Origin of the sequence: Acinetobacter baylyi DSM 14961 = CIP 107474 (assembly GCF_000368685.1) — a bacterium.
Classification (GTDB): Bacteria; Pseudomonadota; Gammaproteobacteria; order Pseudomonadales; family Moraxellaceae; genus Acinetobacter; species Acinetobacter baylyi.
This window is the reverse complement of the sequence record NZ_KB849628.1, coordinates 1,074,289-1,087,681: the sequence shown is the minus strand read 5'-3', so window position 1 is coordinate 1,087,681 and position 13,393 is coordinate 1,074,289. Positions and strand designations below refer to the sequence as shown.

Genomic DNA, 13,393 nt, shown 5'->3' with positions numbered 1-13,393 from the left:
TTACTAAAATACAGCTATTATTTTTAAATTTTCAAATTAAATTTTTGTTTTTATTCTAAATATATTGAAAATATTTCAATTGGAATTTATTTTTTATTTAATAGTTCGATTTACTTAAATTTGGTTACTTTTTTCATTTTTTAGAGATAGAGCCTGTACTGAATTGGTGCATTTATGCTTGTCTAAGTACTTTTTAGTGCCTACAATGACATTGTGTCAATGAGAATATAGGAAGCCATGACAACTCACCGTCGTAGACCAAAACATGATCCCAAAGAATCTGAGCAAGAAATTTTAAATGCAGCAAAGCAGTTTCTTAATGAGCGACCTTTTCGAGAACTTACTGTAGATGAGGTTATGCGTCGAACTGGATTAAAAAGACCTGCTTTTTATGTACATTTTCGTGATAAGCATGATCTTGCTTTGAGACTTGTACAGGCTATTGGTCAAGAATTATTTGGTATCGCTGATCGATGGCTTGAGGGAGATAATCCTCAAGAAGATTTACGCAGAGCATTGGTTGGTTTAGTTGAAGTTTATATGAAACATAGCCATGTATTACGTGCTTTTGCAGAAGCTGCTAGTGGAGATGAGCGTGTTAATAGTATATATCGAGCTTTTGTACAGGAATTTATTTCTGCCGCTGCTCAACATATTCGAGAAGAGCAAGCGACAGGTCAAATCCAAAAAGATATTGATATTGATGAGACTGCTCGGGCTCTCATCTGGCTTGAAGAAAGATATCTTTCAGATGTCTTTGGAAGAATGCCCCCAGCCGATCCAGAAGTTGTGATTCGTGTGCTTCAAAACATTTGGATATCTACACTTTATGGATCAAATTGAACTATAAAAATTCATGTAAGGGAGTCATGAACACTCCCTTACTATCTAGAAATCAGTTTTTACTAATATATAAAAATAATATTTTTTATCGATTTATCTCTGTTTAAAGAATCTATCTTGATATCTATAAGAAAGGAATAATTTATTTTGAATAATAATTACACAGCGTCATTGACACTGTGTAATTATTATTACAATATGTACCTATTCTGGTTATCTAGCATTCAACTTAGTGAATTGATGCTCACTTTTTCATGGAAGAAATGGTAATGAGATTCTCTAATTAAATCTTGGTTTTCTAGGTATTTAATAAGTTTAGAAAGAGATAACGGAACAGTTAATTTAAATAGCAAAGGAAGTGAAATCCGATGAGTAATATTCCATATGCAAATAAGTCATTCTGGCTGGCTCATTCTGGTGAATACGAATCTTCACCACCATTAAAGGAAAGCATTGATGTCGATATTGTCGTAATCGGTGCAGGATTCACAGGCCTTTCAACTGCATACCATATACGCAAAACCGATTCTTCGGCATCTGTTGTTGTATTGGAAGGTGAATGTGTTGCTTTTGGTGCATCAGGACGAACTTCTGGTTGGGTAGTACCAATTCCCGTACTTGATCCTGCTACAGCACGCACACTTTATGGAAAAGAGCGTCTAACTGAACTACAAAACTTTGCTTGGGATGGACTGGATTATGTCCGTGATTTAATTAGCAGAGAAAACATGGATAGTGACTTTGAAGTGCCAGGTGTAACTTTTACGACACTAAAAGGACATGAGAAAAGGTTAGAAACATTCATTAAATATTGGAAAGACCAACCACGCTCTAGCGATAGCATTATTATGGACAAAGCGACTGTGAGTAATGCACTTAATAGTGATGCATTTTCGGGTGGTTGTAGAATGTTACATTCTGGGCAAGTGAATCCTGTTAAGCATTCGAGGGAATTAAAGCGTATCGCCCAAGAAGCGGGTGCTCAGATATTTGAACAAACGCCCGTATTAGATATTGAAGATCACGGCACGTATTTTATTCTTAAAACGCCTGAAGGACAGGTAAGAACCAAGCATATTGTTTTAGGGACAAATGGTTTTACTCATTTGTTGCCAGCGACTTTAGGACTTCGCCGTGCTCAGTTACCGATGTTCGTCTATCAGTTAATGACAGAACCGTTATCTGAAGCAGATTGGAAAGCTTTAGGTTGGAAACATCGTGCTCAGTTTTATGACAAAACGACCTATTGCCCTCCAACTTGCCGAACCACAGTCGATGGACGTTTGCAATTCAACCTATGTGATGTTTATTTAGGTACAGGACGTTCAATGGATGAAGCGCAGAGAATGCAGTTCTATGATGCCGCAGAACGTATGTACAAAAAGATGTTCCCGGCTTTCAAAAATCTCCGAGTCGCTCAACGTTGGAGTGGTGCTTGCTCAATTTCATTTGATGTAAGGCCTCAAGTCGGAACATTGCATGATGGCCGAATTTCATATGGATATGGATATAGTGGTGCAGGGGTCATGATGTCACAGAATTTTGGACGAATTCTTGCTGACCTTGCTTTGCAACGTAAAACTGAGTTGACAGAACATTGGTTTGTGGCCAATGAAGAAAAGGGACATGCCAAATTTAAACGTTTTCCATTAATACCTGGTCTTATTGCGGCTTTAAGAACTTATTTTGAATATGAGCGAGTTGCTGCTCTTTCTAGGAGAAGACGTCTTGGACTCGATTAAACAATATGACGATGGGCATGTATTTACAGCGTGGATTGCATTAATCGGTACAGTAATGGCGGCCACCTGTTTACTTTGTTTTCTTGCAGTTACAGGTTTTGATTTGCATCAAATATTTAAACCTGAATTTGCATTAACTTTGTCCGTAAAAGACCAAGTGCTTTTCAGAACTTCCATGATTTCAGATTGCTTTGGTTTTTATCTACCTTTTCTGGTGGTAGGTGTATATCTATGGCGAAAGTTACGTCCATCAGGAGGGTTATTATCCGATATTGCCTTGGTATTTATTGTCATTTCTACCATGTTGGGGATAACAGGTGCTGTTCTACAGGCTTCTGTTTTAGGACCACTCGCTGAAACATATATGTCAGGAGATCACGCTGCTCAACAGGCTGCGGGAGTCGTTTGGGCTACGATTTCACAAGGATCTCAGAATGGATTATGGCCTATGGAAGGTCCAACAATAGGTTTGTGGGCAATAGTCAATGGACTACTTCTGAGAAAAAACCGATCTTCGTTGGGATTACCTCTGAGTGTTGTTGGATTCGGGTATGTTGCCTTTGCTGCACTCCTTTTCGGTGGATTTCCACAAGTGGCTTTATTACTTGAACTCATTTTATTACCAGTCCAAGTCATTTGGTTAGGACTGTATGGAATTAGTTTGCTAAGAAAGTAACAAAAGATTAGCCAATTAAAGTCTTATCAAAGAATAGGGCTTTAAAAATAAAAATATCAATTTTACTAAAACAGGGGATAATAATGGATAAAGTTTTATGCAGGGATATAGCATCATCACAATCAATCTTGTCTAGTGATGCTATATCAACTCAAAGATTCAAATTGATGCTTTTTGCTAATCATTCAATAAAATTAAATCCGATTGCGCTCAGCTTGCTTGGCTTGTTTGTGTGTAATGGTAGTCATGCTTCGGCATTAGAACAGTCAGGGCAATCGATACTTCCATTTTTAGAAAATGGAAATTATGCGGAAATGAATTTATTTGCAGTTGACTCATCTGTTTCAGGTGTTATTAGAGATCGGCCAGACATCGTGCGTGAAAACCAAAATCGTGATACAGGAGATATTGGAAAAAATACCCAATTCTATACGGCAGCATTGAAGTTACAACTGACAGATCAACTGAATTTTGGTGTACTATTTGATCAGCCATTTGGTGCAGAAATAGCTTATCCACTTCGTCCAAATAATACCTATTCGGATAATGATACGAGTAAGGAAGGTACTTCAGTCAAGGTTGAAACCCAAAATATAAGTATGCTGTTGGGATATGCACCTTTTAAAAATTTTCAAATCTATGGTGGGCCTGTTTATCAAGAAGTTAAAGGCAAAGTCTCATTTAGAGGTGCAGCATATACAGAAGCTTATAATGGTTATAATGCTAACTTTAAAAAAGATGCAGAATTAGGTTGGCTTGCAGGGGCTAGCTATCAAATTCCTGATATGGCTTTAAAAGCAGCGATCACGTACCGTTCAAAAATTAAATATGATTTTCAAGTGGATGAGGATATTTTTGGTCAGCCGATAGAACTAGTCGCACCTGCAAAAACAAGATTAGAAACACCGCAATCAATTAATATTGATTTCCAGACGGGGATTGCTGAAAAAACACTTGTTTATACAAGCCTAAGATGGGTGAACTGGAAAAAATTTGAAACACGACCAAATCAATTTGGTGCTATTTCTGAAATCTTGACATCAGAAGCGACTGGTGGCGAATATACTAAAGGCTTTAAATTAGATACTTATCAGAAGGATCAATACAGTGCGACTATTGGATTGGGACAACAATTCACTGATAAATGGAGTGCTTCAACGGACATTAGCTGGGACTCAGGAACAGGTCATCCTGCATCCACTCTAGGACCAATGAAAGGGTCATGGTCACTTGGGCTAGGGGCTCAGTTCAATCCTGCACCAAACTATTTTATTGCGGGTGGTGTTAAATATTTTTGGTTGGGTGATGTTACTTCTGAAGATGGTACTTATTATTTGCCAATCGAAGGGATAAAGACAGTCGCGGAACAAGCCGAATTCAGAAATAATCATGCACTTGCTTATGTTTTGAAATTTGGATATCGATTCTAGTCTAAATTAAAAGTGGCTGAATTCAGCGACTTTTACCTTGTTCGTATGCATATACTCTTTATATCTCGCATTTAGTGGCTTACTTTCATCCCTGCCATTGTATACTTGAGCTTAATAATTAAGAGCCGGATACAAAGCTACTGAACTCCAATCTACTATGTTGACTTAACTTTACGAGAGGGGATTAATTTAAAACAAGCCATCATATCCGCCAAAGACATCGATCAACAAAGCAAGGCAGCAGGGTTTTATCAGGAGGCCCTAGATCATGTGGCACGTCAAGGTTATGCCAATGGCAGATTGGAGGTGAAGAGGGTTTGGAAATTATTGAGGAGTTTTATATGGAGGAGAATATCGAGAAAGAAAGCATTCAGCATGCTTCACAAATAGAGCAGATTCAGAGGGGGGTGCAGCAGAGTGTGAGGGTGGTGGGATAACTTAAATATTTATTGCTTAATTAGTTTAGCAAATCCATTAGTGAATTGAAGTTAAGCTAGTGAGCCAAAAGTAAATTGGGAGCTTTGGCTCCCTTATTTTTTTTGTTTTAAATTGAATAGACGACATTTATACAAAATGAAAGTACCGAAAATCATTGATACTGAAAATAGAATAGCTAATTGACCTTATCAAAATTAATAAAATATTATTGATCATATTTGAAAGGTTTTTAGAGATAAATACAAACCTGTATGTATATATTTAATCTTAATGATAACAATGCATTATTATTTTTTTTTGTTTAAAATTCAAGCAATAAGTGGTAATCATTATTGATTAATTTATCTTAATTATGTATTTTCTGTGAAATTTTGTAATTTTAATAATAATTTTTATGAAAAAAATATTGTCATTTTTAGGTTTTTTTCTAACATGTGGAGGCGCTGTTGCAGCAGAACCTCTGGTGAAACCATCTGTCGGTGACGACTTTGCTCTCCCCGAAAAGATTCGTCAGGCACAGCGTCTAGATGAATTAAAAAAACAACTGGATGAACAGGATTTCATTGCAAGACCTACAAAACAAACCAGTGAACTTCAACTTAAACACCTCGTTGTACAAGAATCTCCATGTGTTCAGATTCAACAAGTCCAGCTGGATTTAACGGCTTCCCCCGAACCAAAGCAGGATCAGCAACGCTTTCAGTTTATCCTCAACAAGTTAACGCACCCTAAGAAGTACAGCATCGTCGGACAATGTATCGGCACCCAAAGCCTGCAAAATATTTTACGTTACGCGCAAAATGAGTTAATCAAGGCAGGCTATATCACCACACAGATTACAGCCGTACCTCAGGATCTGAATCAAGGCACTTTGCTTCTTAAAATTTATCCAGGACGTTTGGCCAAAATTATAGAACCCAGTCAGATTCTAAGTTCAAGACAGCTTTACACTGCATTTCCAATACATTCAGGGGATGTCCTGAATATCAAGGCACTGGATCAAGGACTGGAAAACCTGCGCCGTGTCAGTAATCTGGTGATTGATATGCAGATTATTCCTGCTCAAGAGAGTGGACAGCAACAAGCAGGATATAGTGATTTGCAAATCAATGTTCAGCCTTATCGAAAATGGGGAGCTTCATTGAATGTTGATAACTCAGGTAGTAAAAGTACAGGCGAATATATCGGTGCCTTAGGACTCAGTCTCAATAATCCACTTAAACTGAATGACAGTCTCAATCTAAACTTGAGTCATTCTTTAGATGACTGGGAAAAGGATCGTAATCAAAGTTATTACATCAGTTATCAAATGCCCTTTGGATACTACGATTTTGGTCTAAGTTATAACTGGTATCGCTATGATCAGTATGTTGCGGGCTTTAATGCACCGATTCATTATCAGGGTGAAAGCGAACAAACCAACTTAAATTTTTCTCGCGTAATTAGCCGTGATGGCCAACACAAAACCAGCCTATATGCTAAGGCTTACCATAAACAGAATAAAAACTTTATTGAAGATATCGAAATTGAAGTCCAGCGCAGAATCACTACAGGCTGGAATTTAGGGATACAGCATCGCCAATATCTGGGGAATGCCGTACTCGACGCAAGTCTGGACTATCGACGCGGTACAGGTGCATTGAATGCTCAGCCTGCACCAGAAGAACAAATCAAAGATGCCAACCAAAATCCATTACCTTCAGAAGGCTATGCACGTGCACCGATCTGGAGTGCAGACCTTCGCTATACGCAGCCTTTTTCCATTCTGGAACAACCTGTTCAGTACCGTCTAAGCTGGCGTGGACAATATGCGCCTAAAATCCTGGTTCCACAGGATCGCTTCTATATCGGCGGACGTTATAGCGTACGTGGATTTGACGGTGAACTGATGCTTTCAGGGGACAATGGTCACTACTTACAACAAGAGATCAGTTTTAACTCACCTTTACCAAATACCCAGTTCTACACAGCAATCGATCAAGGCTGGGTCAATGGACGTAATAGCATTCCAGGTAAACGCTACCTCATGGGCAGTGTATTTGGTGCACGCTATTACTACCAGCGTTTCTATCTGGATGCATTTACAGGACATGGTTTGGTGGCACCGCAACATATCAAAAAAGAATGGGTTGGAGGGTTTAGCTTGAACTACAGCTATTAAGCCACTTTTAATCCAGTGTTCTACAGTAAAAAATCTAACTGAATCAATAACACAAACACAATTTAAAATTTTAAATTACAGGAAATATCTTCATGAATAAAAATCGTTACCGCGTGGTCTATAACCAAGCACGCCAAATGTTTATGGCTGTTGCGGAAAATGTCAAAAGCCAAACTAAAACATCAGGTCAAAGTACAGCTTCTTCAGTAACAGTAGAACAATCACAGCCTTTTCATCAGCTCTGGCAAGTCAAATGTCTAGTCGCAAGTATGAGTTTATGGATGCCACTGGCACCCGTGTATGCACAAATTCAGGCCGATAACTCAGCCAATGCTGGCAATCGACCTGTGATTGGGGTAGGTCAAAATAGTCAGGGACAAAACGTACCCGTCGTCAACATTCAGACTCCAACCAATGGCGTATCACACAATATTTATAAACAGATGGATGTACTGCCAGAAGGTGTAGTCCTTAACAATAGCCGTACAGGTGCCAATAGCAGTCTAGTCGGGACAGTAGGAGCCAATCCATTCCTGGCCAAAGGCGAAGCTCGTATCATTTTAAATGAAGTCAACTCCAGTGTCGCCTCGCGCTTCGAAGGAAATCTGGAAGTTGCAGGTCAACGCGCAGATGTGATCATCGCCAACCCCGCAGGGATTAATATCAAGGGTGGCGGTTTTATCAATGCCAACAAAGCCATTCTGACAACAGGTAAGCCCCAGCTGAATGCTGATGGAAGTATCCAGCAGTTCGTTGTAGACCAAGGCAAAATTACCATATCTGCCAATTCTGGTTCAAGTCTGGGTTTGGGGGGAAATAAGAATAATGCAGATTATGTTGATCTCTATGCACGTGCACTGGAATTAAATGCACAGCTCTATGCCAATAAAGATATTCAGGCGATTACAGGCGCCAACAATATTAGTGCCGACTTACAGCAAATTAGCACTAGAACAGGGACGGGCACCACACCAACACTGGCGATTGATGTTAAAAATCTGGGGGGGATGTATGCCAATAATATTTACTTGCTAGGCAATGAAAAAGGCTTGGGCGTAAGTAATGCAGGGACGATTCGTGCAGTCAATAACCTTGTAGTGACCAGTGCAGGGAAAATTGAACACAAAGGCTCGTTGGAGTCGACCAGTAATACCCAAGGTTTAGTCAGTATTCAAACCACACAAACAGGTGACAACGGAAATATTAACAGTAGTGGTAGTATTACCAGTAAATCCATGTTGAGTATTGATGCTGCAAATCATTTGAATATTACTGGCAATCAGGTGATTGTAAATCAGGGTGTGGTATCACCATTACTGTTATCTGCCCAAGGCGATATTAATGTGAGTAATGGCGCGATCATCAAAAATGTACAAACAGGCGGAGATATCTACCTAGATGCTCAAAATATTAATGTTGGTGAAAATACTCAAATTGCCAATGTAGGTCTGGTTAATTTGAATGCAGCAGCGGCGATTGATATCAAAAAATCAGCACGAGTTAAAGCTGTTAATGATCTAAATATTATTGCAAAACAGGGCTTAAGTGTAGCGGATGCAAACTTGGTTGCTGAAAAAGGCAATATGAATTTGCAAAGTAATAGCAATATTACTTTACAAGGCACAACCCTGGATCTCACCAAAGATTTAAATATTAACGGTACAGGTAATGTCAATCTCAGTAGCCTGAATTTTAGCTTACTCAATGGCAGTAGCACATTACAGAACATCAATGCCTATAGTGGTCTGAATCTGGTTTGGGATCAAACTGCTAAAGCCTTACCACAAATCAGTGGTAATGTGACACTTGAAGCAGCCAATCTGATTGATCTGAAAGGATCAAATCTTTCAGGTAAGGGCGATCTTAAATTACAGGGTAAGGCTTTAAATGTGGGTGCTGATTTAACCGCAGGCAAAAGCTTAAATCTGACTGCGACCCAAAGTGATTTAATCCTTAACAAGACTTTGAATGCTCAGGGTAATATTGATATTGCTTCATTAGACGGGAAACTTAACGCAACAGGTCTGAATGCGACTTCTTCTCAGGGTAAGCTCTCAATTTTTGGTGCCAAAGACACGGTTTTAACTAATTCTGGAACCGTAAAAACAACATTAAAAGGCAATCAGGGCGTGAATGTTGGTACGATAAGTACGGGTAATCTCACATTACAAAATACGGTCCTGGAAAGTCAGAACGGTGCAATTGTTGTGACCAGTGAAGGGCAAAATACGCTCACGGATAGTATAATCACGGCAAAAGGCAATATTGAACTATTCGCTAAAGATAATTTAACTTTGGATGGAATTAAATCAAGCTCTCAGCAACACACCGCACTGAACTCAAAGAAAAATATTTATATCAATAGTCAGGCTGGAACTGGGGATAGCGTCAATTTCAGTTCTACAAAAATCACTGAGTTAAACTCAACGGGGACATTGTCGCTGATCAGTGATAAAAATCAGAATCTTCAAAATACCAGACTGACTGGTGGAGCCATCCTGCTCGAAGCAGGAGGTACACTCAATACACCTAAAGTAATCGAATTTAATGCGACAGGTAGTAATTTACTCAAAAATGATAGCAAGCTAAATAGTTTAAATGGTGATCTTAGTATTCAAACTAAAGAATCACTGACCATAGATCCTAACATTCACACTCTTAAAGCTATTGGTGATATAGAATTAGCCTCTAAACAAGGTACCTTGATCTTGGCAGGTTATGGTGGTCAAGCGGGAAATGGCTCAGAAAAAGTACTTAACCTAACCACAACAGGTGGCGGCATTAGTTTAGAAGGTGCTTCTGTAGAGCTACAGGGAGCACAGTTAAATGCAGAGAAAAATATTAAAATTTTAGCAAATAACGAGAATATTCAGATAATTTCAATTAAAAATAAACTCAACAATAGTAAGTTGTCAGATAGCAATAAATTGTTGGTTGATTTGGTAGAAATAGATAATAAACTTAAAAAAATAAGTATTAATAATCAATATACAGAACTTTTTCTTGCGGACGTCAAAATTCTTGAAAATGCATATGATATAGCTTTTAATTTTAATCCTTCTGCTTATAAGGAGGATGCTTCTTATCGAAAAGGGAGTGATAAAGACATACAGTTTTTTAATGAGGTTTATGATGGTTTTGTGAAAAAATATAGTGATATCATTGAGCCTAATATATATTCTCAGCAACTAAATGGAACAAAATATTCTACTCAAATTTCAATAGCTGTTCCATTTGGTGATGGGGATTATGCTCGTAAAGAAGATATTCTAAGCCCTAATGGTTATTTTAAATATAAATATGATCAAAATAAAATTAGAAGTGAAATTAACTATTTATCACAATTAAATGGATATGAGCATTTTAGTTCAAAATTAGTTAGTAACTCAGGGAGTATTGATATTACTTCATCAAAAGGTATCTCTATTTCTGGTTCTGAATTAATATCTAAAAAAGGATTGGTGAATATCGAAGCACTTGGAGCATTGTCTCAAAATTATACAAGTACAATACATGGGAAGGATAACAAACCTAAGACTCTTGGAGCAAGTATCATTATTGATGGTTCACAGGATTTTTATGATAAAGGTAATGAAAATGATCAAAAGTATCGTTTTAGAACTATACTTAAGCCAACTCTTATAAATGGCGATAAGGGCGTTACAATTCGTGCGACAGGTAATTCTAATCAGGATAATCTGGTTTTACAGGCAACTGGTATTACTGCTGCCAATGGCGATGTAAGAATAGAGGCTAATAAGAATATTCTGTTTGATGCTGCAATTGAACAAAGTTATGATCGTTCGACGACTACAGAAAAGAAAAGCTCATGGGGTGGCCTAAAGAAAAAATACATCACGACTGTATCAGAAAATAATCAGGCGAATGCAGCATCTGTTGATATTTCTGGCAAGAATATTTTCATTGAAAGTAAAGAAAAGAACCCGGCAAATAATATTGATATTTACTCGGGTAAATTTATAGCGAATGGTGGTCAGGTTTCTATTTTATCTGGCGGTAATATCAATCTATATACAGTGCAGGAGTCATCTAGTAGTAATGAGGATATTACTAAAAAATCATCATTTTCAGGTATCAAATACAATACATCGAAGACCAATGCGACTCGTAATCAGATCAGTGAACTTCCTGGTATTTTAAAAGCAGATTATATTGGGATTAAAGCTGATAATGATGTTCGCTTAGTGGGGACAGAGTTTGAGTATTTACAAGCTGCGAAGATACAAGCTGGTAGAAATTTATCATTATTAACAGCATCAACAACTGTGACGGAAACGTTAAAGAAAGATAAAAATTCGGTTGTCTGGCAATCCATGCAAGACAAAGGATCGGTCACTGAAACAGCGCAACTCCCACGCTTTAATGGTCCGACTCCACCAGAATTTAAGGCTGCAGGTGGTTTAATTGTTCAGATTCCAATAGGAGAAAAAGATCAAAATAAAATTGAGATTCGAGATCAGATTTTAATTTTGGCAAATCAACCAGGCAATGAATATCTTAAACAGCTTGTCAATCGTAATGATGTGGATTGGCAAAAAGTAATCTTAGCTCAAAAGGATTGGGATTATAAATCACAAGGTTTGACAGGTGCGGGCGCTGCAATAATAGCCATTATTGTTGTCATGGTGACTGCAGGAGCTGGTTCTGCTGTTGTCGGTGCATTAGGAGGATCTGCTACCACCTTGGGTGGGTCAGCTGTTGTAATGACTCAGGCAGCTGTAACCTCATTAGCTACTCAGGCGAGTGTCAGTCTAATTAATAACGGTGGAGATTTAGGAAAAACACTCAAAGATTTGGGAAGTAAGGATTCTGTAAAGAATTTAGCGGCGAGCGTAGTGACCGCTGGTCTTCTCAGTCAGGTAGGTTCAGCACTTAACCTTAAACCAGACACATCAGGTTTTTCTGCTCGATTACTCAATAATTTTACTACAGCAGTGGGATCAACTTTAGTACAAACAGCAATTAAAGGTGGTGATCTAGAAGATAATCTCAAAGTCGCTTTATTAGCTGGTTTGGCTGGAGCTATGCAAGGTGAACTAGCAAGTCAAATAGGAACACATCTTGATAAAGTTGATCCGAATGTATTTGAGTATGCCATTCATAAAATTGCCCATGCTGCGGTTGGCTGTGCAGTAGCAGCAGCAACAAAATCTAGTTGTGAAGCTGGAGCGATCGGTGCTGGGGTAGGAGAAATTGTCGCTAGTCTAATGCCAGATCCAGTGAATGGAATCGAGTATAATGAAGATGAAAAAACGAAAATCAGAAATACGGGGAAAATTGTTGCTGGTGTCGTTTCTGCCTATGCTGGTTATGACGTAAATACTGCGGCCAACTCTGCTGATATTGCAATTCAGAATAACTCTTTAGTTAAATTAGCGACTTCAACTGGCAAAATTTTAGTAAAAACATTAGATGAATTTAATGCATTAAGAAAAGCAGGAAAGCAAGTTACTAAAGATGATCTTGTAACATCATTCAAAAAACAAGGTGCTGATGAACTTATAGGTATTGCAGATGATTTACTGACGGTATTTGGTAGAAGTTCTTCGTCATTTGATAGAGCACTAGCTGCTATAGATTTGATTGTAGGAACAGATTTGAAACCTGGTAAAGGAGAATCTCTAAAAATTGCAAAAAATGAATTAGAAAAATTGAAGACAGATCGTTCATATGTTCAGACTGTTTATCAGAATAAAATTGATGTTATTACGCGTAATAGATTAAATGGAAAAGAATTTGAAACCAGTGCTGCGAGTAAGTTAGGCATACAGCGTAATACCGATCGACAAATGATTACAGTGAAAACTGAGAGAGATGGTCAAATCAATATTATTCCTGATGCATTTGGCAACGGAGGTACGTTGGTTGAGTTCAAAAATTTAAAATATATTACAGATACAAAGCAATTTAGGGGTTATGCGGCAACTAAAAAGCCTGTGACTTTAGTGATTAATCCCGATACTAAATATTCTAGTACGATTGAAAATACTATCAGAGATTCTAAGGGAATTATTTATACATTTGATCAGACAACACAAAAGCTTAAAGTATTGAAAGATTTTAGAAAATCATAGGATTATTG

Annotated in this window: 6 protein-coding genes and 1 pseudogene; all 7 read left to right on the top strand. The window is 38.0% G+C overall.

Going from position 1 to position 13,393, the window contains the following annotated elements; all coding sequences use genetic code 11:
• Positions 1-237: 237 nt before the first annotated feature.
• The 7 genes and pseudogenes from F952_RS14370 to F952_RS14345 all read left to right on the top strand — a co-directional run bounded on the left by F952_RS14370 (position 238) and on the right by F952_RS14345 (position 13,385).
• Positions 238-843, top strand: a complete 606-nt coding sequence (locus F952_RS14370; protein WP_004929220.1) for a TetR/AcrR family transcriptional regulator — start codon at positions 238-240, stop codon at positions 841-843.
• A 368-nt stretch (positions 844-1,211) separates the two neighbouring features.
• On the top strand, positions 1,212-2,585 hold the full coding sequence (locus F952_RS14365) for an NAD(P)/FAD-dependent oxidoreductase (protein WP_004929218.1): 1,374 nt from the start codon (positions 1,212-1,214) through the stop codon (positions 2,583-2,585).
• Positions 2,572-3,261 (top strand): DUF4386 family protein, encoded by a 690-nt coding sequence (locus F952_RS14360; protein ID WP_017385242.1) that lies wholly within the window; start codon positions 2,572-2,574, stop codon positions 3,259-3,261. Before F952_RS14365 ends, F952_RS14360 begins: the two co-directional genes overlap by 14 nt.
• Before the next feature lie 167 nt (positions 3,262-3,428).
• Positions 3,429-4,691, top strand: a complete 1,263-nt coding sequence (locus tag F952_RS14355) for an OmpP1/FadL family transporter (RefSeq protein ID WP_011182618.1) — start codon at positions 3,429-3,431, stop codon at positions 4,689-4,691.
• Between the two features lie 61 nt (positions 4,692-4,752).
• A pseudogene (locus F952_RS17095) lies at positions 4,753-5,128 on the top strand (hydrolase or metal-binding protein); the annotation flags it as partial.
• Between the two features lie 395 nt (positions 5,129-5,523).
• A complete protein-coding gene (locus F952_RS14350) occupies positions 5,524-7,290 on the top strand; it encodes a ShlB/FhaC/HecB family hemolysin secretion/activation protein (RefSeq protein WP_004929210.1) in 1,767 nt (588 codons plus the stop codon).
• 92 nt (positions 7,291-7,382) lie between these two features.
• Positions 7,383-13,385 (top strand): two-partner secretion domain-containing protein, encoded by a 6,003-nt coding sequence (locus F952_RS14345; protein WP_004929208.1) that lies wholly within the window; start codon positions 7,383-7,385, stop codon positions 13,383-13,385.
• Positions 13,386-13,393: the final 8 nt, after the last annotated feature.